This window comes from Promicromonospora sp. NPDC059942 (assembly GCF_042731755.1).
Lineage (GTDB): Bacteria > Actinomycetota > Actinomycetes > Actinomycetales > Cellulomonadaceae > Promicromonospora.
Window position 1 is genome coordinate 19,938 of the sequence record NZ_JBHWLR010000004.1, and the last position, 21,238, is coordinate 41,175.

Consider the following 21,238-nt stretch of genomic DNA (forward strand, 5'->3'; position numbering starts at 1 on the left):
CCGGGCCCCAGCCCGGCGTCGCTGCCCGGCGCCGTCAGGCGCCGCGCGTCCAGTCGCTGTCTCAGACCCAGTCGAAGCCGCCGCGGCGCCACTCGTAGACGAACGGGACGGTGATCAGCGCCAGGAAGCCCAGCATCGCCACCAGCCCGAACGTCGCGAGCGTCGTGAAGTCCACGGCCCACGGGTAGAGGAAGACGACCTCGATGTCGAAGACGATGAATGTCATCGCCACCAGGTAGTACTTGATCGGCAGCCGCCCGCCCCCGACCGCGTGCGGCGTCGGCTCGATGCCGCACTCGTACGAGTCGAGCTTGGCGCGGTTGTACCGCTTGGGGCCGATGATCGCGCTCGCGGCGACCCCGCCGAGCGCCAGGACCGCCCCGATCGCCATGAGGATCAGGATGGGTACGTAGGGATTCATGCTGTGCCCTTCGTGGACGACGTGCCCTTCATGGACGTGATGCTCATGAGCTCGGGACCACCCTGGTCAGGCCGGCGATGACGCGGTCGACCCAGTCGCCGCCGTGCGGCTCGTAGCAGTCGGACAGGAGCTTGAGCGTGAACTGCATGACGACCTTGCGCGGCAGGCCGTACCGGACGCAGACCCGCATGATCTCGGGGTGCTCGATGAGCCGCACGAACCAGCGGCCCAGCGTGTAGTAGCCGCCGAGGTCGGCCCGCATGCGCTCCGCGTAGGTGGCGAGCGTGGCCTCGCGGGCCTCGTCGGTGGCGCGGTGCCGGGCCTGGCTGATCGCCTCGGCCGCCACGCGCCCGGCCTGCAGGCCGTAGGCGATGCCCTCGCCGTTGAACGGGCTCACCATGCCGGCGGAGTCACCGGCCAGGAGCACGCCGTCCGCGTACAGGGGGCCGCGGTTGTAGCCCATGGGCAGGGCCGCGCCGCGGATGGGCCCGCGCTCCGGCTCGTGCACCAGGTCCCAGCCCTCGGGCGCGCTCTTCTCGAGCCACGTCTCCATGAGCCGCCGGTAGTCGATGCCGGCCGCGGACTGCCGGGCCGGGGTGGAGGACACGCTGCCGAGGCCGACGTTCACCGTGCCGTCGCCGAGCGGGAAGATCCAGCCGTAGCCCGGCAGCAGGGCACTCCTGCCCGGCTCGCCGTCCCACAGCTCGAGGTGCGACTCCATGAACGGGTCGTCGTGCCGGGGCGTGCGGTAGTAGGCGCGCACGGCGGTGCCCATGGGGCGGTCGTCGCGGCGCTCCCTGCCGAGGCCGAGCGCGAAGCGCGAGCTGACGCCGTCGGCCGCGACCACCACGGGGGCGCGGAACTCCTTGACGGGGCCCTCCGCGCGGCCGCGGGCGTCGAGCGGCTGGGCGGTGACGCCGACCACGCGGCCGTCGTCGTCGCGCACGGCGCCGGTGACCTTGGTGCGCTCCAGGAGCTTGGCGCCGCTCGCCTGGGCGTGCTGGGCCAGCGTCTGGTCCAGCGTCATCCGGGCGCGGGCCATGCCGTAGCCCGGGTAGGTCGTGAGGTCCGGCCAGTCCAGCTCGTAGGAGCGACCGCCGCCGTGCACGCGCAGGCCGCGGTTGCGGATCCAGCCGTCCTCCTCGCGGGTGGGCACCCCCATGCGGACCAGCTCGGCCACGGCGCGCGGCGTCAGGCCGTCGCCGCAGATCTTGTCGCGGGGAAACTCGCCCTTTTCCAGCAGCAGCACGTCGAGCCCCGCGGCCGCGCACCAGTGCGCGGTGGACGAGCCGGCCGGACCGGCGCCCACCACGATGACATCCGCGTCGTCGCGTATCGCTCTTCGCACGTTCACCCCCGTTGGGAACCCGCTGCCTGGTCGTTGCTGACCTGCTGCGCGGGGTTCGTCAAGGGCTTCATGACAAGCCCTTGTGAACCCTGTCACAACACCGACACCCTAGCCACACTTAGGGGGGATTGTGTAGGAAGGTTCCCCTTACTTGGGGAGGTCGGGAGCGGTCTTCCGGCTCAGGCCGGGCGCACCGCCCGGTGCAGGGCCACGATGCCGCCCGTCACGTTGCGGTAGGCGGCGTGCTCCCAGCCGGCCTCGAGCATGAGCTTGGCCAGGTCCACCTGGGTGTGCCAGCCGCGGATCGACTCGGCCAGGTAGTCGTAGGAGCCCTTGTCGCGGGTCACGGCGCCGGCCACGACGGGCAGCGCACGCATCAGGTACTCCTGGTAGACGGTGCGGAACGGGCCCCACGTCGGCGTCGAGAACTCGCAGATCACGATGCGCCCGCCCGGCCGGACGACGCGGTGCATCTCGCGCAGGGCCGCGAGCGTGTCCACCACGTTGCGCAGGCCGAAGCTGATGGTCACGGCGTCGAACGACTCGTCGGCGAAGGGCAGCCTGGTCGCGTCGCCCGCGACGAACGGCAGGTCCGGGCGGCGCTGCTTGCCCACCTGCAGCATGCCGATCGAGAAGTCGGACGGGACCACGAAGGCGCCGTCGGCGGCGAAGGGCTCGCTGCTGGTCCCGGTGCCCGCGGCGAGGTCCAGCACGCGCTCGCCCGGCATCGCGGCCACGGCCTCGACCGTGAGGCGGCGCCAGCGCCGGTCCTGCCCCAGGGAGATGAGGTCGTTCGTGAGGTCGTAGCGGGCGGCGATCCCGTCGAACATGGACGCGACCTCGGCCGGCTTCTTCTCCAGACTCGCACGTGACATGGCGCCATCGTGTCACGCCGGGGCGGCGCCTGTGACCTCCGCTACGCCAGGTCTCCGGCTCCCTCGCCCGCGCTTATCCTGAAAGCGATGATCGCTTCACCTTCCGGCGGCACTCCCGGCACACCCACCGGCTCCCCCTCCGGCACCAGCGTGTACGACGGCTGGGCGGTCGAGACACCGCCCGTGTCCGACGAGGCACCGCCGGGCGCCCCGCACGGCCCGCAGCTCGTGGTCCGCACCGTGGCGACCGACGACCTGCCGGACAGCCCGACCGCGCTCGTCGACCGGCTCCCCGACACCAACGCCCTGGCCTGGGTGCGGCACGGCGACGGCCTCGTGGGGTGGGGCGAGGCGCTGCGGTTCGAGACGTTCGGCCCCGGCCGGTTCGCCGACGCCGACGAGGCCTGGCGCCAGGTGCTCGACAACGCCGTGGTGCACGACGACGTCAACCTGCCCGGCAGCGGGCTGGTCGCGTTCGGCAGCTTCGCCTTCGACGACGTCTCCCCCGGCGACGAGTCCGAGGACCCCGCGCGGGCCAGCGGCGTGCTGATCGTGCCGCGCGTCGTCGTCGGCCGCCGGGGCGAGAAGTCCTGGATGACCACGATCTCCCTGGTGGGCGACCGTTCCGCCCCCGTGGGCGAGGACCTGCTGTCGGCCTACCCGCAGCAGCCCGTGACGGAGCCGGGCCGGGTGGTCCTGGCCGACGGCGCCGTGGGCGCGGCCGACTGGCCCGCCGTGGTCGCCGAGGGGATCGCCCGGATCCAGACCGGCGAGCTGGAGAAGGTGGTGCTCGCGCGCGACGTCGTGGCGACCGCCGAGCACCCGCTCGACACCCGGCACCTGCTGGGCCGCCTCGCGTCCGCCTACGACGCCTGCTGGGCCTTCAGCGTGGACGGCATGGTGGGCGCGACGCCGGAGCTGCTGGTGCGCAGCGAGAAGGGCCTCGTGGCCTCGCGCGTGCTGGCGGGCACGATCCGCCGCGAGCACGGCGTGGCGGACGCCGACGACGCCGACCTGCTGCGCGCCGCCCAGCTCGCCCGGTCCTCGAAGGACCTCGAGGAGCACGAGTTCGCGGTGCGCTCCGTGGCCGCCGCCCTGGAGCCGTTCTGCTCCTCGATGAACGTGCCCGAGGCCCCGTTCGTGCTGCACCTGCCGAACGTCATGCACCTCGCGACGGACGTGACCGGCGTGCTGACGGACCAGCACGCGGGATCGGGCGCCGGTTCGGGCGCCCGTTCGGGCGCCCGTTCGGGGCGGCCGGCGCCGTCGTCCCTCTCGCTGGCCGCCGCGCTGCACCCGAGCGCGGCCGTCTGCGGCACGCCGACGACGGCCGCGCGCAGCCTCATCCGCGAGATCGAGGGCCTGGACCGCGCCCGGTACGCGGGCCCGGTGGGCTGGGTCGGGGCCGGTGGCGACGGCGAGTGGGGCATCGCCCTGCGGTCGGCGGAGATCTCCGCGACCGACCCGCGGCACATCCGCCTGTTCGCGGGCTGCGGCATCGTCGCGGCGTCGGACCCGCAGGCGGAGCTGGCGGAGTCCGAGGCCAAGCTGGAGCCGATGCGCTACGCCCTAGGCGTCCAGCCCTGACCCACCCCCCTTCGTTGAGTGCTGGGTATTTGTTGCCGGATCGTCGTCCGGACCGCAGATACCCAGCACTCAACGAGTCTGGTCAGACGGGAGGGGTCAGGCGTCGCCTGCCCTCGGGCCCTTGCCGATCGGGTTGGTCGGGTCGCCCCAGACCTGCTCACGGAAGGTGTCCCAGACCTGCAGGTCGGACGTCGCGCCGAGGAAGCCCATCCGCGCGTCCGTCGCGGTCAGCAGGATCTCGATGAGCGAGGCGCCCTCGAGCACCTTGGTCGCCACCTCGAGCAGGTCCTGGCCGTCGGGCAGGTTCGCGTGGATCGACGACACGTACATGTGCGCGTTGCCCTCGAGGGAGACGAAGTTGGCGCGCGTGTCCGTGCCGGCGACCGTGCCCTTGTCGTAGGCGTACGACTTGAGCCAGAAGCCGTCGACGACCACCTTGTCGGCCGAGATCTTGATGGCGTCCCGGCGCGAGCCGTCGTTCTTGACCGGCACGTTCGCCAGGCCGATCCCGTTGATGCCCGTGAGCGGGATCGTGAGGTCCCGGCTCTCCAGGTCGGCGGGGAGCGAGAAGACGGAGCCGTCCTCCTTGGCGCCGCACTGGCCGGGCAGGTCGATGTTGAGGTCGAACTTGCCGCCGAACGTCACCTTCACGCAGGTGCCGAGCTCGGTGTGGAGCGCCTCCTCGATCGTCGCCTGCGGGTCGATCTCGCCGCACGGGTCGCTCGGGGCCTCCTCCGCGGCGTCCGCGGGCACCTCGCCGTCCTGCGTCGGCTCCTGGCACTCGGGCTCGCCGTCCTCGCCCGCTGCGGCGTCGTCGCCGGAGCCGCCGTCCGCCGCGTCGCCGGAGCCGGCGTCGCCGCCCTCGGCCGGGTCGGTCGCGCCGCTGGTGACGTCGTCGACCGCGTCCCCGACCGGGTCCTCGGCCTCGTCACCCGCGGACTCGGACGTGCTCGGCGACGGCGTGGGTGAGGCGGACGGTTCCGCGTCGCCCTCGTCGCACGCGCCGAAGACGACGCACCAGAACGAGTCGTCCTGGGTCTCGGCCATCGACGCGGTCGCCGGCAGGCTCATGCCGCCGACCGCCATCGCGCCCGCCACCACGACCGCCGCGGACTTCTGCGACAGGGCCTTCAGCGCGCCGCTGAGCGAGTCCACCCTGGGGATCGACTCGGTCTCGGGGGCGGGTTCGGCGGCGGTCTTCGGTGCGGGCTCGTCGGCCGGCGGGGCGTCGTCGGCCGCGGGCGTCTCGGTCGCGGGAGTCTTGGTCTCGGGAGTCTCGTCCGCGCGCGTTTCGGGCTCGCGCGTCTCGGGCTCGGGCGTCCCGGGCTCAGGCGTCCCGGCCTCGCTCCCGGGCTCCGCCTCGCCGGCGTCCTCGGCCGTTCCGGCCTCCGCCGCCTCGGGCGCCCACGACACGACGATGATGCCGCCGACCACGCCGAGCAGGAACCCGACGATCCAGCCGCCGAGGTTCACGCCGGCGATCGAGTAGACGGAGATCGCGAGCGCGATCACGCCGTAGAAGATGCGGTGCACGGGCTGGGCGATCACCAGGATCCCGAGCAGCACCAGGGCGAGCGGCAGGATCGTCGCCTGCGCGCCCTCGACCCCGAACTGCAGCACGACGTTCATGCCGAGCTGGTCCAGCTTGATGGGGCCGGACAGGAGCATCTCCAGGCCCGCGAGCACCACCAGCACGCCCCCGACGAAGGGCCGCTGCTCGCGCCAGGGGCGGAAGTCCCTGCGCCAGTCGGCGAACCTCGCGCGCAGTCCGGGGCGGCCGGCGGACGCCGGGCCGTCACCCGGACTCAGAAGCACTCGGTGCCGTCCGTGATCTTGAGGCTGAGGTCCGTCAGCTGGAAGACGGCGGCCTGCGTGCTCCACGACACCTGCTGGAGCCCGTCGATGTCGATCGAGTCGGAGTCCATGGCGAAGTCGCCGGCGTCGCCCTTCTTGGTCGTGTTGACCGTCGAGGCGTCCACACCGATGCGGATGTTCTTGAAGATCGCGGTACCGGACAGGTCGCTCATGCCGATCTGCAGGTCCGTGGCCTTGGCGGGCTCCTCACCGGTGCCCGCGGAGATCAGCAGGCCCACCTTGCCGAGCGGCGTGTCCTGCACGACCGACTGGCAGAGGTTGTACAGCTGCGCGTCCTTGATGTTCGCGATGGCGGCGGGGTGCTGCGTGCCGTCGGAGGCGGTCGCGACGCCCGCGTACTGCGAGAAGCCGGTGCCCGCGAGCTTGTCGGCGCCGATCTTGAACTGGCTGCCGGAGATGGCGAACGAGACGGGCACTGCGCCCTGTGCAACCCCACCGAGCAGGACGCTGGCGGCAATGGTGACCGGGATGACGGCCAGGGCCACGCGGCCCCTACGCGTCCCCGTGAGCTTGCTGAGCTTCATTGGTGTTCCCCTCATGCCAATGTGAGGACGACGGCATCGTCGTCCCGCCGCGACCGTAGCGCGATTACTGACTCACCGTCAATTGACCCCCTGACGGCGGCGCAAAGCATGCCGGATATGCTCGACTCATGGCAACAGCCCGACGCACGCGCCTCCGCCCGGAGGAACGCCGCAACCAGCTCGTGGCCCTCGGAGTCGCGACCCTCGCGGACCGCCCGTTGGCCGAGGTGACCGTCGAGGAGATCGCCGCCGAAGCCGGTGTCTCGACGGGTCTGGTCTACTACTACTTCGGCTCCAAGAACGGCCTGCACCACGAGATCGTGCGCCGTGCGCGCGACTCGATGCTCCACGCCTCGGAGCCGCAGCCCGAGCTCCCGCCCGCCGACCGCCTGGCCAACACCCTGACCCGGCTCGTCGAGTACGTCCGGGAGCACGGCCCCACCTTCTACTCGCTCGTGCGCGGCGCGGCCAGCGGCGACGAGGAGGTGCGCGCGGTCATCGAGGACGCACGGCGCCAGCAGACCGAGCGCGCCCTCGCCGTCCTCCTGGAGCTGGGCGTGCCGGAGACCGAGCTGCTGCGCATCGCGGTCCGCTCCTGGGTGGCGCTCGCCGAGCAGGCCCTGGTCGACGGCGGCATCAACTCCGACCTCGCCGACGACGAGCTGGTCGGCTACCTCGAGCGCAGCCTGGGCGGCGTCGTCGCCGCCGTGGTGCCGGGTGCCGCCGAGGCGCTGTTCGGGGCACGGGCCAAGGCCTGAGCCCGGCCCGTGGCGGGCAGGTCAGAGCGGCCTGACCGTCAGAGGGGCTTGACCATCAGCAGGCACGGGTCGTCCGCCCAGAGGTCGGGGAACTCCTCCACCGGGTGGAAGCCGCAGGCGGCGTAGAAGGCGCGGGTCTGGTCGAAGCCGGGGTCGTGCGCCGAGGGTCCCAGCGTCTTCACGCTGAGCAGGCGCACGCCCTGGCCGCGCAGGTCGTCCTCGACCCGCGCCATCAGGTCGCGCCCGATACCGGTGCGGTGGTGCTTGCGCCGGACCGCCAGCAGGTGCACCTCGGCCGACGTCGGGTAGCGCTGGTCCAGGAGCAGCACGCCGAGCACGTCGTCGGCCGGGACCGCGCCGCCGTCCGCCCCGACGGAGGGCGAGGCGACCGCGAGGTAGTTGGGGAACCGGGCCGCCGCGTCGACGTACTCGTGCGTGAACCGGTCGATGCCGAACCACTCCGGCAGCTCCTCGAGGATGTCGTGCGCGGCATCCGCGCGCCCGAGGGTCCTGACCACGGTGTACGTCCCAGTCCCAGCCCCAGTCCCAGACACGCGGACCAACCTAAACCGGTCGGGCCAAGTTCACCCGCTGAACGCGAATACGTGTCAGACCCCCAGGTCACTCGCGTGATCTGAGGGTCTGACACGGTGCAGCCGGGGCGGGTCAGCCCTGGTTGTCGAAGAACTGCTGGAGCCAGTCCGGGATGTTGTTCGGGTTGGTCTGGTCCGAGCCCGAGCCGTTCTGCTGACCGTCCTGCTGGCCGGGCAGCTGGCCCTGCTGGTCCTGCTGGTTCTGGTCCTGCGAGCCCGAGCTGGTGTCGGTCTCCTCCTTCACCGCGAGCGTCACCGTGACCTCCTCGGTCTTGCCGTCGCGGACGATGGTCAGCACCGACTTGTCGCCGGCCGCCTTCTCCCGCACGAACGCCGTGAGCGACTCCGGCCCGTTGACCGCGTCGCCGTCGATCGCGACGATCACGTCGCCCTGCTGGATCCCGGCCTTGCCGGCCGGCGAGTCGGCGACGACGTCCTCGACACCCGCGCCGCGACGGGTGACACCGTCGGCCGTCGCGGTGGCGTCCGACATCGAGACCCCGAGGAACGCGTGCTCCGCCTTGCCGTTCTCCTTGAGCTGGTCACCGATCTGCGTGGCCAGGTTGCCCGGGATGGCGAAGCCCAGGCCGATCGAGCCGGAGCTGCTGGACGTCCCGCCGCCACCGCTGGACAGCGTCGCGATCGAGGACGTGATGCCGATGACCTCGCCCGACGCGTTGAACAGCGGCCCGCCCGAGTTGCCGGGGTTCACCGCGGCGTCGATCTGGATCGCGTTGGTGACGACCTGGTCGGACCCGTCCTCGGCGCTGGCCGTGACCGGGCGGTCCAGGGCGGACACGATGCCGGTCGTGGCGGTGTTCGCCAGGCCCAGCGGGTTGCCGAGCGCCATCACGGGCTCGCCCACGACGACGTCGTCCGAGTTGCCGAACTTCGCCGGCTTCAGGTCCGACGGCGGGTCCGTCAGCTGCACGACGGCGAGGTCGGTGGTCGGGTCGGTGCCGACGATCTTGGCGTCGTACACGCTGCCGTCGCTCAGGGTGACCTGCACGGTCTGCGCGCCCGAGACCACGTGGTTGTTGGTCAGGACCCGGCCCTGGGAGTCCAGCACGACGCCGGAGCCCTCGGCCCCGCCCGCCTGGCTCTCGACCTGGATCGACACCACGGAGTCCTGCACCGCGGAGGTGACCGCGGTCCAGTCCGGGTTCTCCACCGTCGAGCTCTTGACGGGGACGGTCTGGTTGTTCGTCTGCCCGACGTCGGCGAGGGAGGTGGCGTTGTCCGCGCCGTCGGTGAGCGTGATGAGGCCCGCCGTGCCCGCGCTGGCGAGCACCGCGGCGGCCGCGGCGGCGGCGACCACGGGGACCCAGGTGCGGTTGCGTGGCCGCGGCTCGGCGGTCGCGGTGGCGGGGGCCGCGTAGGGGTTGACGTACGACGACGGCGGCGGGCCGGCGGGGGACACGCTCTGCACGGGGGTGGTGTGGTGCTGAGCCGGGGCGTGCTGGGCAGGTGCGTGCTGCGCCGGGGCGTGCTGCGCGTGGACCGGCTGGGCCGGCGTCGGTACGTGCTGCGCCGGGACCTGCTCCGTGGGGGCCGGGGCCTGCGGGGCCGGCGCCGGGGCCTGGGCCCGCTCGTGCTGGCCGGGCGTCATGCCCGCGGGCGGCGCACCCGGGGGCGTCGAGCCCTGGGGTGCCGCACCCTCGGGCGGCGCGGGGACGGGCGCCGTCGACTGCGCAGGGGTCGGGGACTGCTCGGCGCCCGCGTTCTGGACGGGTGCCGGGCCGGCGACCGGCAGCTGCTGGGTCGGCTGCGCTTCGGACGGCTGCTGGTCCGGCTGCGGAGTGGTGCTGTTCTGCTCGGTCATCGTGACCCTCCTTGAAGTCAGAACTAGTTGACACCCCGTTCCTTGTCCCACCCTTAAACGAGTCTGTGAGTTCCCTGCATATCCCGAGACCCCGCTGAGTGCGGGGTATCTGCGCTTCCGGAGGGTCCTGGAGCGCAAATAGCCCGCACTCAGCGATCAGACGGCGGGGGTGGCGGCCTCCTGGACCCTCCTCGCCAGGGTGCGCGACTCCGTCAGGCGGTCGCCCCGCGGCACGCGCACCTCGATGACCTGGATGCCGTGGCTGGGCGCCTGCAGCGCGTGCCGCAGGGTCGGCACGTCCTTGACCAGCTGGTGGTCCACCCCGTACCCCGCGCACAGCTGCGCCAGGTTCGCCCCGTGCGGCGTGCCGAACACCCGCTCGAACGTGGCGCTCGCGGCGTCGCTCGTCGCGGCCAGCGCCCCGTGCTCCAGGGTCGCGAAGATCGAGCCGCCGTCGTCGTTCACCACCACGATCTCCAGGTCCACCTGGTGCTCGTCGGGACCGCGCAGCAGGCCGCCGACGTCGTGCAGGAACGTGAGGTCGCCCAGGAGGGCGCGCGTGCGCAGCCCGCGGCGCGCGGCGGCGAGGGCCACGCCGGCCGCAGTCGAGACGGTGCCGTCGATGCCCGCGAGGCCACGGTTGGCGAGGACGGCGGGGCCGTCGCCGTCGAGGCCGAGCACCAGCTCCAGGTCCCGCACGGGGTTGGAGGAGCCGACCACGAGCAGGTCGGCGGGGCCCAGGACCCGGGCCACGGCACGCGCCACGGAGAGGGCGGTCGGGCCGCCGAGCACGGCGTCGTCGCAGGTCACGTCGTCCAGGACACGCGCCGCCGCGTCGCCCGCGGTCCGCCAGCGCTCCAGGAACGGTGTCGGCTGCTCGGCGGCGGGCTCGAACCAGACGGGCGCCAGGCCCGGCAGCACGACGGCGGCATTGCGCGCGGCGTCGGGCCAGGGACCCGCGCCCGGCGCGACCACGGTGACCGCCACGGACGGGCGGCCCAGCAGCCGCTGCACCGGCCGCGACAGCGTGGGCCGGCCGAGCACCACCGCCTGCTCGATGCCGTCGGCGAGCTGGTCGGAGCCGAGCAGCAGGCGGTAGCCGGCCACCGCGTTGGGCCCGCCCGTGGCGCCCGACGACGGCTCCGCGAACAGCGGCCAGCCCTGCGCCTCGGCGAGTTGCCGCGCCTCGGGCCCGGCGCCGTCGCCCGCGACGACGACGGTGCGCGCCGGGTCGCCGGGCAGCGCGGGCGAGCCGAAGTGCTGCTGCACGGCAGGCACGACGAGCGGCGGGTCGGGCTTCGGGTACCCCTCCTGCGCGGTGTCCGCGGGCGGTCCGGGCAGCGGGGCCGACGGCGTCAGCGGGTCCCGGAAGGCGAGGTTGACGTGCACCGGCCCCGGGTGCCCCGAGCGGAACCCGAGCGCGGCGCTGACCGCGCGGGCGGAGACGCTCCGCAGGTCGCGGACCGCACCGTCGTCGAGGCCGGACCCGGCGGCCGGGCCGTCCGGGCCGAAACCACCGGCCGGCGCCGGGACGTCCACGGCGTACCGCACCGCGGAGCCGAAGATGCCCACCTGATCGGTGGTCTGCGACGCTCCGGTGCCGCGCAGCTCGTGCGGCCGGTCGGCGGTGAGCAGGATGAGCGGCAGGCCCGTGTGGCTCGCCTCCAGCACGGCGGGGTGCAGGTTCGCGACGGCGGTGCCCGACGTCGTGACGACGGCGACCGGCGCACCCTCCGAACCCTTGGACAGGCCGAGCGCGAGGAAGCCGGCGTCGCGCTCGTCGATCCGGACGTGCAGCGTGAGCCGGCCGGCGTCCGCGGCCTCGGCAAGCGCATAGGCCAGGGGGGCGCTGCGCGATCCGGGGGCGAGCACGACGTCCTGCACACCCCGGGTGACCAGGTCGGCGACGAGTGCTCGGGCGGCGGCCACGGCGGGCGGGATGATCATGCGTCCTCCAGGATCCGGGTCAGGCGGTGGTACCGGGCGAGCCAGCGGGCGGTCGTCGGGCCGTCGGCGGGCGTGGCCGCGAGCGCCTCGGGCGACGGTTCCGGACGGTGCACGGGGAGCGCGCCGTCGACCGGCAGCAGGGGCTCGGCGACGACGTCGTGCACCAGGAGCTGGGACGTCGCGAGCCCGCAGGCGTACGGCAGCTCGGGCAGGGCGGCGGCGAGCGCGACGCCGGCGACGAGCCCCACCGAGCTCTCCAGCGCGGACGAGACGACGACGGGCAGGCCGACCTGCTCGGCGAGGTCGAGGCAGGCACGGACGCCGCCGAGGGGCTGGACCTTGAGGACCACGATGTCGGCGGCCTCCTGGCGCACCACGCGCATCGGGTCGGAGGCGCGGCGGATCGACTCGTCGGCCGCGACGGGCACGTCCTGCTTGCGGCGTACCAGGGCGAGCTCGTCGACGTCGGCGCAGGGCTGCTCGACGTACTCCAGCCCGCCGGCGGCGCGGTCGATCTCGGCGAGGTGGGCCAGTGCCTCGTCCGGCGTCCAGGCGGCGTTGGCGTCGACCCGGATCGCGCCGTCGGGCCCGAGGGCGTCGCGGACGGCGGCGACCCGCTCGATCTCGGCGCCCACGGGTTCGAGCGTGCCGTCGGGGCCGCGCTGGGCGACCTTGACCTTGGCGGTGCGGCAGCCGCCGGACGCGAGCACGATCTCGTGCGCCCGCTCCGGCCCGACGGCGGGGACGGTCACGTTGACCGGCACGCTCTGCCGCACGGGGTCGGGCCAGCCGACGAGGGCGGCCTCGTGCGCGGCGCGCAGCCAGGTGGCGGACTCCTCGTCGTCGTAGTCCCAGAACGGGGAGAGCTCGCCCCAGCCTGCGGGGCCGCGGAGCAGCACGCCGTCGCGCACGTCGATCCCGCGAAAGCGGGTCCGCAGGGGCGTGGACCAGACCACGGGTTCACCGATCAGCAGCACGCCCCCAGGCTATCGACCCGGGTAGCTGCCCGGGTCGCGTTCGGCTGCGGCCAAATGATGTGTTGCCGGACCCAGTGGTCGTCGATACTCCACGTGTGTCCCCCATGAACGACGACGGCTATCGACGCGGCCCGACCGCTCGGATGTCGCTGACCGGTCTGGTGGGGCGTGGCCTCGGCGGGGTCCCGCCGACGGCCCTCGTCCTGCTCGGCATCGTCAGCGTCCAGCTCGGCTCCGCGCTGGCCAAGCAGCTGTTCGGCGAGGTGGGCAGCTTCGGGACGGTCGCGCTGCGCCTGTTCTTCGCCGCGGCGATCCTGCTGCTCCTGTGGCGGCCGTCCCTGCGGCTGACTCGTCGGGCGTGGACCGTGGTCGCCGCCTACGGCCTGACCCTCGGCCTGATGAACCTGTGCTTCTACCTGGCGCTGGACCGGCTCCCGCTGGGGATCGCGGTCACCGTCGAGTTCCTCGGGCCGCTCGCGGTGGCCCTGATCGGGTCGAGGCGGTGGCTGGACGCGCTCTGGGCGGTGCTCGCAGCAGCCGGCGTGGTCCTGCTCATGGGTGGTGGCGGCGACGTGAACCTCGTCGGCCTGCTGTTCGCCCTCGGCGCCGGGGTGTGCTGGGGCCTGTACATCGTGGTCAGCGCGGCGCTGGGCCGGCACACCACGGAAGGCAACGGCCTGGCCCTGGGCATGCTCGTCGCGGCGGTGGTCGCGGTTCCCGCCGGCGTGGCCGACAGCGGAGCGGCGCTGGTCCAGCCGTGGGTCCTGGTCACGGGGCTCGGTCTCGCCCTGTTGTCGTCGGTGGTCCCGTACTCGCTCGACCTGGAGGCGCTGCGCAAGATGCCGCCGCGCGTCTTCGGCATCCTGATGAGCCTCGAACCAGCCATGGCGGCTCTCATCGGCCTCGTCGTGCTCCGGGAGCTGCTGCACTGGTCGCAGTGGATCGCGGTGCTGTGCGTCGTCGTCGCGTCGGTGGGAGCCACGCGCGGCGCGCGCCCCGAGGTCCGGGCGGAGGACGTCGCGCCGGCACAGCACCCGGACCGCCCGAACTAGGCCGCCTCGCCGCTACGCGGTCCCGTCGACCGGCGCATCGTCGCGGTGCGCACCGTAGTAGTCCGACTGTCCGCGCATGAGCTCACGCATCGACACGTCCTGCCCCACCCCGTAGACGGTGCCGGGGAAGTCGAGCTCGCGCTGGACCGCCCAGATCTCCTCGTGCCGGTCCGGCGGCAGGATCGTCGCCGGGTCGCCCACTGCCACCCACCCGATCGGCACGAGCGCTCCGGGGGCAAGGACCGTGTTGATCTGCACGACCCCGTGGATGCGCACCTCCGCGCCGGCCCCGATGACGCTGCCGGGGGACAGGGCGGCGCCCGTCGCGACGAACGCCTCCTCCTCGACCCGGGCGCCGTTGACGTGCGCGTGCGGGCCGATCAGCACCGCGGGCCCGATCTCGGCGGGATACCCTCGGCGGCCCCGGACCAGCGCGTTCTCCATGACCACGGTGTCCTCGCCGATCACGACGGCGCCGTCCTCGGCCGTGAGGACCGCGCCGTGCAGGATCCTGGCCCCGGCGGCGATCCGGACATCACCCACGACGGTCGCGGACGGGGCGACGTAGGCCGACGGATCGATCGACGGTTCGAGACCGCGATGACGAACGAGCATGTGGAGCTCCTCTCTTCGCCGCCACCCTAGGTGCCGACACCGACACCGCCCGAACTAGGCTGGTCCGCGTGAGCACGAGCACCGATCTTCCCCGCCAGGTCTCCGAGACGTTCGACCCGCAGCGCTGGCGCACGGTCGCCGGGTTCGAGGACCTGACCGACCTCACGTACCACCGGGGCGTGGACCGCAGCGGCCCCGAGCCGCGCGACCTGCCCGTGGTGCGCATCGCGTTCGACCGCCCCGAGGTGCGCAACGCGTTCCGCCCGCACACCGTGGACGAGCTGTACCGGGTCATGGACCACGCCCGCATGACGTCCGACGTCGGCACGGTGCTGCTGACCGGCAACGGCCCCTCCCCCAAGGACGGCGGCTGGGCGTTCTGCAGCGGCGGCGACCAGCGCATCCGCGGGCGCGACGGCTACCGCTACGCCGAGGGTGAGCACGCCGACTCGATCGACCCGGCCAAGGCCGGCCGCCTGCACATCCTGGAGGTGCAGCGCCTCATGCGGACCATGCCCAAGGTGGTGGTCGCGGTCGTGGACGGCTGGGCCGCCGGCGGCGGGCACTCGCTGCACGTCGTCGCCGACCTGACGGTCGCCTGCCGCGAGCACGGCAAGTTCAAGCAGACCGACGCCGACGTCGGCTCGTTCGACGCCGGCTACGGCTCCGCCTACTTCGCCCGCCAGCTCGGGCAGAAGCGCGCCCGCGAGGTCTTCTTCCTGGCCCGCGAGTACTCCGCCGACGACGCCGAGCGCTGGGGCTCCGTCAACGAGGTCGCCGCCCACGAGGACCTGGAGGGGCTGGCGCTGGAGTACGCACGCATCATCGCCGGCAAGTCGCCGCAGGCCATCCGCATGCTCAAGTTCGCGTTCAACGCCGCCGACGACGGCATCGCCGGCCAGCAGGTGTTCGCCGGCGAGGCGACGCGGCTGGCGTACATGACGGACGAGGCGGTCGAGGGCAAGGAGGCGTTCCTGGAGCGCCGCGACCCGGACTGGTCGGCCTTCCCCTACTACTACTGACCACCTGACTGACTCGCCTGACAGGATTCGCCGAGTCAGCCAGGTGGTCGGACCACCCCACTGACTCGGCGAAACCCCGTCTGCCGAGTCAGTGGGGTGGTCCGACCAGCCGGCTGACTCGGCATTAACGGAGTGGTGAGTCAGGCGGGTGGTCGTCGGCGAGTCAGTCGGCGGCGGGTGGTCGTCGGCGGGTCAGTCGGCGTCCGCCGGGTGGCCCGCCGGCGTGACCGGGGACCGGGCGGTCGTGAGGTGGAACTCCTCGGCGTCCAGCGCCCGGGCCAGGTCGTCCGACCCCGTGAACACCACGGCGCCCGGGTATCCCGCCAGGACGCCCGCGAGGCGCTCCCGCCCCTCCTGGTCCAGGTCGCGGTCGAGGTCGGCGACCAGGAGCAGCGGCGGCTCGCCGTAGACCGCGCGGGCGAGCGCGAGCCGGGCACGCTGGTCGACGGTCAAGGGCTCCCCGCCGGCGCGCAGCACGGTGCGGGGCCCGTCCGGGAACCGGCCGACGTCGAGGCCGACCGCCTCGAAGACCGCGTCGGCCGTGGCGTCGTCCAGGTCCGGACGGCGGTACCGCAGCGCGCGGCGCAGCGTGCCGCGCTCGAACACGCTGCCCCGGGTCGCGAGCCCGACGAGCGCCCGGCCCTCCCCCGGCGCCACGGCCCGCAGGTTGCGGCCGGCCACCCAGATCTCGTCGGTGTCCCCGGCGGGCGCGAGGTCGAGGCCCATGACCCGCCGCATCAGGCGCAGCGGCGCCTCCGGGTCACCGCCGAGACCACCGGCATCCCCGCCGCCCAGGCGGATCCGGGCACCCGGCCCGGCGCGCAGCGCGGAGCCGTCCGGGACGAGGCCGGGGACCACGAGGTGCACCCGGCCGGGCCCGTCCGCGCCGTCCGGCACGTCGGCCTGCGCCGCCGTGCTGCTCGCCAGCTCGTGCTCGGCCTTCCGGCGGGCGGCGTCGGCGAGCGCGGGGACGAGGACCGCGCGGGCGGCCAGGAAGGTCTGGCGGTACTCGACGATGCGCCCCAGGTCGACGATCGGGGTGGAGGCGAGGCCGGCCATGGCCATCGCGGCCACGGTGACGGCCGGGTCGAGCCCGCGCACCACGCCGACGGCGGCGACGGCGAGCGTCGCGAGCAGCGCGGCGACGGTGCCCCCGGCCCGCAGCGCCCCGACGGTCGCCGACCGGTCGACGGCGCGGTCGACCACGTCGTCGGACGCCGAGTCGATGTGGTCGAGCTCGCGGCCGGCGCCGCGCGCCGCGATGATCCCCTCCGAGGCCCCGACGGTGTCGGCGATCCGCGTGGCCATCCGCCCGCGGGCGCGCCGCAGCCGCCGCGACTTCAGGTACGCGGTGCGCGCCCAGGGCACCATGACGGCGGCGAGCACGCCCAGCGGGAGCAGGAACCCGAGGCCGAGGAACGGGTCGAGCACCGTGAGCCCGACGGCGGACCCGGCGATGAGCGGGATGCCCGCCGCGAGCGGGCCGACACCCTGCGACACCCAGTTGCGCACGCTCGCGAGGTCGTTGGTGGTGCGGGCCACGGTGATGCCCAGGTGGGTGCTGCCGCCCGGCGTGAGCTCGGACTCGACGAGCTCACGACGCAGCTCACGCACGTAGTCCTGGCCGAGCCGCTCGGCGACGACCCGCTCCTCGATGCGCAGCCCGCCGATCGCCACCGCCGTCGCCACGATGCTCAGGATCGCGACGACGACCGGCCACCCGCTGCCCGGCCGGAGCTGCGTCAGCGCCCAGGCGCCGACCGCACCGAGCGCGCCCTGGGCGATGCCGAGCGCGGCGAGGCCGACGACCCAGCGGCGTCGGACGCCGACGAAGATCCTCGGCAGCCCGCCCGGCTCGGGCGACCCTGCGCCCGGCCTGGGCGACCCCGCACCGGACTCACGCGACCGCATGGCCCGCGCCGAGCCGCACGTCCCCGAGCCGCACGTCCCCGAGTCCCGCGTCCCCGAGTCCCGCGGCCGCCCACGCGACGGCGGGCAGGCAGAGGTCGTAGGTCGGCACGACGTCGACGTCGAGCGCCCGCCGGGCCTCGGCGGTGGCCAGCGGCGAGGCCGTGAGCACGCCCGACACGGCCGACGGCTCGCAGCCGAGGGCCCGCAGGGCCGCGACCCCGCCGCTCGCCCCGAGCGCGTCCCCGGCCGCGAAAACGACGCGGTCGACCACGGAACGGAACGCGTCGTCGACCAGCAGGCGACCGGTCTCGCCCTGGTAGACGCCGTCGGCGATCTCGATGAGCACGACCTCGGGCGCAGGGGCGCCCGGCCGCACCGGGGACGCCAGCACGTCCGCCATCGTCGCGAAGACGTCGCGGACGTCCTCGAACGGGAGGCCGAACGTGCTCGGCAGGCCGAAGTCGGTGAAGTCGAGGACGTGGCTCGCGCCCGCGTCCACGAAGTGGTGGGCGTCGTTGCCCGCCCCCGTCCCCGTCGCCTTGCCGGCGTGGACCGTGAGGCCGGCCGCGGTCAGACCGTGGGCGAGGCAGGCCAGCGTGGTGGACTTGCCCGAGTTCATCGACGTGCCGATGACGGCGATCACCGGGACGCGCGCGGCATTGCCGCTCGTGCTCCCCGCGGCGCGCACCCGGTGCGGCGCATGGGCCGCGAGGTTGACGACGGCGTCCGACGCGGTGCCCGACGCCGTGAGCAGGCCGATCGGCTCGATCACCGTCGCGTCCTTGACCGCGGCGTGCTGGTCCACCACGCGCGAGGCGAGCCCGCCGGCGGCGGCGAGGTGGCACGGCCCGAGGTCCTCCGGGAGCACGGCGAGGAACTGGTCGGCGGCGTAGCGCGACCCGTACGCCACGACGATCTCGTCGCCCTCGAACAGGATCTGCCGCCGGGAGACGGGCGACTCGAGCCGGCGGTGCTGGCCGATCGAAACCACGCGCGCCAGCACGACGTCCCCGGGCCGCGGTGCCCGGGTCAGGTCGGTGACCAGGCCGAACGCGGCCGGGTCCTGCTCGATCGCCGCGGCGACGAACCGCGTGGAGTAGGCCTTCTTGGCGCGCAGCAGACGGTGCGCGGCCGGGTCGGGCATCCGCACGGGCGCGGGGGCGGCGTCGGCCCGCAGCGGTGCGGCGACGGGGCGCGGGTCGAGCCCGCGCAGCTCCGGGGAGGTCTCAAGGATGCTCATGGCGGCCACGCTTTCTTGTCGAGGGACGCGATGGTGCGACGTCGTCACTCAACAAGCCCGCCATGAACTCGTGATGAGACCCGGATGAAGGCTTTCTCATCAGCCACGACGGCCGTACGCCGTCGCCGTGCGGGAAGAATACCCGGGCCGGCGGCGGCTCCGGTCACTCCACCTGCCAGCTCCCCTTGCCCCTCGGCACGAGCTCGATCCACGTGTTCCCCGGGTCCAGCAGCACGTGCTCGCCGTCGCCGGCCCGCAGCACGATCGGCGAGTTCAGGTCCTTCTTGGACCACGTCACGGACAGGGCGTGCCCCATCGACAGCAGCGTGCCCTTGCCGCTCCGCCCGGCGAGCCGGTGCTCCGGCACGGGCGCCCCGGCCGGGTCCCGCCACTTGGTGTTGAACACCTCGGTGGAGAGCACCAGGACGTTCCGCGCGGCGTGCCGCCGGCCGTCGGCGGCGACGGACGGCGCGGAGCCCTCGCTGCGCAGGTACTTCCGGTTGTCCTGGTCCCACGTCCAGACGGTGCGCTGCAGCGCCGACAGCCGCACGTCGACCGAGCGCGCGGCCTTGCCGTCCTGCGGCGCCGAACCCCGGCCGACCTTGCGGGCGTACTCGAACTGGGCGGGCGGCGGGCTCGTCCGCTTGCCGTCGGCCTGCTCGACGAAGGTCGGCACGTGGCCGATCACGTTGTGCGGCGCGGCCCGGCCGGGATCGCGCCGGAAGCCGGGGGCGCCCTTGTCCATGATGACCGTCTGGGTGCCCGCCCGCTGCGCCGCGGCGATGAACGGGCCCTGCCCGCCGGAGAACACGAGGATCCCGTCGAGCGGCGCCACGATCGCGGCGTCCATCGGGCGGATGGAGCGCACAGGCTCGACGGAGTCCGGGATGTTCGAGTGGTAGGTGGCGACGAAGCGGGTGATGCCGCCCTCGACGACCTCCTCCCACACGATGTCGGCCTCCACCAGGCCGCTCTGCGGCCGTGCGGCGGTCGCGTTCTCGATCTTGATCGACACCGCGGGTCGCTGCGCGACGTCCTCGGTTCGCACCCCCGTGAGCGGCCACACCAGCGGCACCTCCGGCTCGGGCGGCCCGCCCCGGTCGCCCTCGACCGAGGCCGCCACCGTGGTGGTGGGCGTCGACTGCGCCTCGGCGGGGCGGCCCCCGTCGCACCCCGTCAGCCCAACTGCCAGCACCATGGCCGCACCCGTGGCACGGACCGCCGTCCTCCAACGCGTGGTCATCGGTACTCCTCCGCGAGTGTTCGGTGCCGAGCCCCGAGGGGTCCGTGTGGCGCACACCTTACAGATCCGCGCGACGCCCGGCCCCTCGAGCGCGCTTACGCTCAGGAGGTGACCCAGACCGACCCCGCGGGCGCCGTGGTGCGCGCCGTCCGGGACGCCCTCGACGGCGGCGCCGTCTACGCCCCGCAGCCCCGCCTGTCCGACGCCCCCGTGCCGCCCGGCACCGCGCTCGTGCTCCGGACCTCCGGTTCCACGGGAAACCCGCGCGAGGTGGCGCTGAGCGCCGCGGCCCTGCGCGCCTCGGCCGAGGCCACCCACGACCGGCTCGGCGGGCCCGGCCGCTGGCTGCTGGTGCTGCCGCCCACGCACGTCGCGGGCGTCCAGGTGGTCAACCGGACCGTCGTGGCGGGGACCGAGGTCCGCGTCGGCGACCTGACCCCCTTCATGCCCGGCGCGTTCGCCGCCCTCGCGCGGGACTTCCTCGACTCCCCGGGGGCGGACGGGAGCGGGCGGGCCTACATCTCGATCGTGCCCACCCAGCTGCACCGGCTCGTCGCCGCGGCAGACGGCGGGGAGGGGTCCGACGGCGGCGACGCGGCCGGAGACGGAGACGCCGGCGCCGGCCTCGCCGCGCTCGCGCGGTTCGACGCCGTGCTGGTCGGCGGCGCCGCGACCCCCGCCGCGCTCCTGGCCCGCGCGCGGGCCGCCGGGGTCCGCGCCGTGACGACCTACGGCATGTCCGAGACGAGCGGCGGCTGCGTGTACGACGGCGTCCCGCTGGCGGGCGTGCGGGTCCGGCTGGCCGACGCCGCGGGCCCCGACGCCACGACCGGCGCCGCGGCCTCTGGCGCACCGACCACGACCGGCGTGGTCGAGCTGTCCGGCCCCGTGCTGGCCGAGGGCTACGTGGGCGACCCCGACGCGACGGCCGCCGCCTTCCGCACCGACCCCGACGGCACCCGCTGGTTCCGCACCTCCGACCTGGGCCGCCTCGACGACGGCCGCCTCACGATCCTCGGCCGGGCCGACGACGTGATCCTCACCGGCGGCGTCAACGTCGCGCCGGCCGCCGTCGAGGACGCGATCGCCGGGCACCTGGCCGGGCGGGGCACGCCGGGCGAGGCGTGCGTCGTCGGCGTGCCCGACGACGAGTGGGGCCAGGCCGTGGTCGCCGTCCTCGCGCTGCCGGGCCACGCGCCCGCCGTCGGCGCGCCGGAGAACCTGGACGACGGCGGCGGCGAGCTGCTCGCCGGGCTGCGCACCGCTGTCGGCGGGCTGCTCGGGGCCCCGGCGGCGCCGCGCCGCGTGTACGTGACCTCGGCCCTGCCGACCCGGGGCCCGGGCAAGGTCGACCGCCGGGCGGTGCGCGACGCCGTCGTCCGGGCCGAGCAAAAACTTGACCGGGAACCCGTGCGACCATGACTTCGT

The 21,238-nt window shown here is 74.2% G+C and carries 18 protein-coding genes; 5 read left to right on the forward strand and 13 right to left on the reverse strand.

Annotated elements, in window-relative coordinates:
* Positions 1–61 precede the first annotated feature (61 nt).
* The 3 genes from ACFV9Q_RS07440 to ACFV9Q_RS07450 form a co-directional block, all read right to left on the reverse strand.
* A complete protein-coding gene (locus tag ACFV9Q_RS07440) occupies positions 62–421 on the reverse strand; it encodes an NADH-quinone oxidoreductase subunit A (RefSeq protein ID WP_377228088.1) in 360 nt (119 codons plus the stop codon).
* Positions 422–464: 43 nt separating this feature from the next.
* Positions 465–1,769, reverse strand: coding sequence for a geranylgeranyl reductase family protein (locus ACFV9Q_RS07445; RefSeq protein WP_377233865.1), 1,305 nt, complete (start codon positions 1,767–1,769; stop codon positions 465–467).
* Positions 1,770–1,948: 179 nt separating this feature from the next.
* Positions 1,949–2,644 carry a demethylmenaquinone methyltransferase gene (locus tag ACFV9Q_RS07450; protein ID WP_377233866.1) on the reverse strand — a complete coding sequence of 232 codons (696 nt, stop codon included), beginning with the start codon at positions 2,642–2,644 and terminating at the stop codon, positions 1,949–1,951.
* 87 nt (positions 2,645–2,731) lie between these two features.
* Here ACFV9Q_RS07450 and ACFV9Q_RS07455 point away from each other — a divergent pair, with 87 nt between their 5' ends.
* Positions 2,732–4,231, forward strand: a complete 1,500-nt coding sequence (locus ACFV9Q_RS07455) for an isochorismate synthase MenF (RefSeq protein ID WP_377233867.1) — start codon at positions 2,732–2,734, stop codon at positions 4,229–4,231.
* Between the two features lie 96 nt (positions 4,232–4,327).
* Here the strand turns inward: ACFV9Q_RS07455 and ACFV9Q_RS07460 are convergent, their stop codons facing one another.
* Together ACFV9Q_RS07460 and ACFV9Q_RS07465 are read right to left on the reverse strand one after the other, a co-directional pair.
* A complete protein-coding gene (locus ACFV9Q_RS07460; protein WP_377233868.1) occupies positions 4,328–6,046 on the reverse strand; it encodes a DUF6114 domain-containing protein in 1,719 nt (572 codons plus the stop codon).
* A complete protein-coding gene (locus tag ACFV9Q_RS07465) occupies positions 6,037–6,630 on the reverse strand; it encodes a DUF6230 family protein (RefSeq protein WP_377233869.1) in 594 nt (197 codons plus the stop codon). The genes ACFV9Q_RS07460 and ACFV9Q_RS07465 overlap by 10 nt, the downstream gene beginning before the upstream one ends.
* A 128-nt stretch (positions 6,631–6,758) precedes the next feature.
* On the opposite strand from ACFV9Q_RS07465, the gene ACFV9Q_RS07470 reads away from it, so the two are divergent.
* Positions 6,759–7,388, forward strand: coding sequence for a TetR/AcrR family transcriptional regulator (locus tag ACFV9Q_RS07470; RefSeq protein WP_377228082.1), 630 nt, complete (start codon positions 6,759–6,761; stop codon positions 7,386–7,388).
* 38 nt (positions 7,389–7,426) lie between these two features.
* Here ACFV9Q_RS07470 and ACFV9Q_RS07475 read toward each other — a convergent pair whose 3' ends face one another.
* The 4 genes from ACFV9Q_RS07475 to ACFV9Q_RS07490 form a co-directional block, all read right to left on the reverse strand.
* A complete protein-coding gene (locus ACFV9Q_RS07475; RefSeq protein ID WP_377233870.1) occupies positions 7,427–7,906 on the reverse strand; it encodes a GNAT family N-acetyltransferase in 480 nt (159 codons plus the stop codon).
* 148 nt (positions 7,907–8,054) lie between these two features.
* Entirely contained in the window at positions 8,055–9,803 is a 1,749-nt protein-coding gene (locus ACFV9Q_RS07480; RefSeq protein ID WP_377233871.1) for a trypsin-like peptidase domain-containing protein, read from the reverse strand.
* A gap of 156 nt (positions 9,804–9,959) precedes the next feature.
* The gene (gene menD / locus ACFV9Q_RS07485) at positions 9,960–11,750 is read right to left on the reverse strand and encodes a 2-succinyl-5-enolpyruvyl-6-hydroxy-3-cyclohexene-1-carboxylic-acid synthase (protein WP_377233872.1); all 1,791 of its coding nucleotides are present in this window, start codon (positions 11,748–11,750) and stop codon (positions 9,960–9,962) included.
* Positions 11,747–12,727 (reverse strand): o-succinylbenzoate synthase, encoded by a 981-nt coding sequence (locus ACFV9Q_RS07490; protein WP_377233873.1) that lies wholly within the window; start codon positions 12,725–12,727, stop codon positions 11,747–11,749. The genes menD and ACFV9Q_RS07490 overlap by 4 nt, the downstream gene beginning before the upstream one ends.
* A gap of 104 nt (positions 12,728–12,831) precedes the next feature.
* On the opposite strand from ACFV9Q_RS07490, the gene ACFV9Q_RS07495 reads away from it, so the two are divergent.
* On the forward strand, positions 12,832–13,779 hold the full coding sequence (locus ACFV9Q_RS07495; protein WP_377234167.1) for a DMT family transporter: 948 nt from the start codon (positions 12,832–12,834) through the stop codon (positions 13,777–13,779).
* Positions 13,780–13,791: 12 nt separating this feature from the next.
* Here ACFV9Q_RS07495 and ACFV9Q_RS07500 read toward each other — a convergent pair whose 3' ends face one another.
* Positions 13,792–14,394, reverse strand: coding sequence for a gamma carbonic anhydrase family protein (locus tag ACFV9Q_RS07500; RefSeq protein ID WP_377233874.1), 603 nt, complete (start codon positions 14,392–14,394; stop codon positions 13,792–13,794).
* A gap of 68 nt (positions 14,395–14,462) precedes the next feature.
* On the opposite strand from ACFV9Q_RS07500, the gene ACFV9Q_RS07505 reads away from it, so the two are divergent.
* Positions 14,463–15,416 carry a 1,4-dihydroxy-2-naphthoyl-CoA synthase gene (locus ACFV9Q_RS07505; protein ID WP_377233875.1) on the forward strand — a complete coding sequence of 318 codons (954 nt, stop codon included), beginning with the start codon at positions 14,463–14,465 and terminating at the stop codon, positions 15,414–15,416.
* 192 nt (positions 15,417–15,608) lie between these two features.
* Here the strand turns inward: ACFV9Q_RS07505 and ACFV9Q_RS07510 are convergent, their stop codons facing one another.
* The 3 genes from ACFV9Q_RS07510 to ACFV9Q_RS07520 form a co-directional block, all read right to left on the reverse strand.
* Entirely contained in the window at positions 15,609–17,327 is a 1,719-nt protein-coding gene (locus tag ACFV9Q_RS07510; protein WP_377233876.1) for an ABC transporter ATP-binding protein, read from the reverse strand.
* On the reverse strand, positions 17,314–18,567 hold the full coding sequence (locus ACFV9Q_RS07515) for a DUF1611 domain-containing protein (protein ID WP_377233877.1): 1,254 nt from the start codon (positions 18,565–18,567) through the stop codon (positions 17,314–17,316). The genes ACFV9Q_RS07510 and ACFV9Q_RS07515 overlap by 14 nt, the downstream gene beginning before the upstream one ends.
* 163 nt (positions 18,568–18,730) lie before the next feature.
* Positions 18,731–19,810 (reverse strand): DUF3048 domain-containing protein, encoded by a 1,080-nt coding sequence (locus ACFV9Q_RS07520; protein ID WP_377233878.1) that lies wholly within the window; start codon positions 19,808–19,810, stop codon positions 18,731–18,733.
* A 108-nt stretch (positions 19,811–19,918) separates the two neighbouring features.
* Between ACFV9Q_RS07520 and ACFV9Q_RS07525 the strand changes: the two genes are divergently transcribed.
* Complete coding sequence (locus tag ACFV9Q_RS07525; protein WP_377233879.1) at positions 19,919–21,232, forward strand: AMP-binding protein; 1,314 nt, start codon at positions 19,919–19,921, stop codon at positions 21,230–21,232.
* Positions 21,233–21,238: the final 6 nt, after the last annotated feature.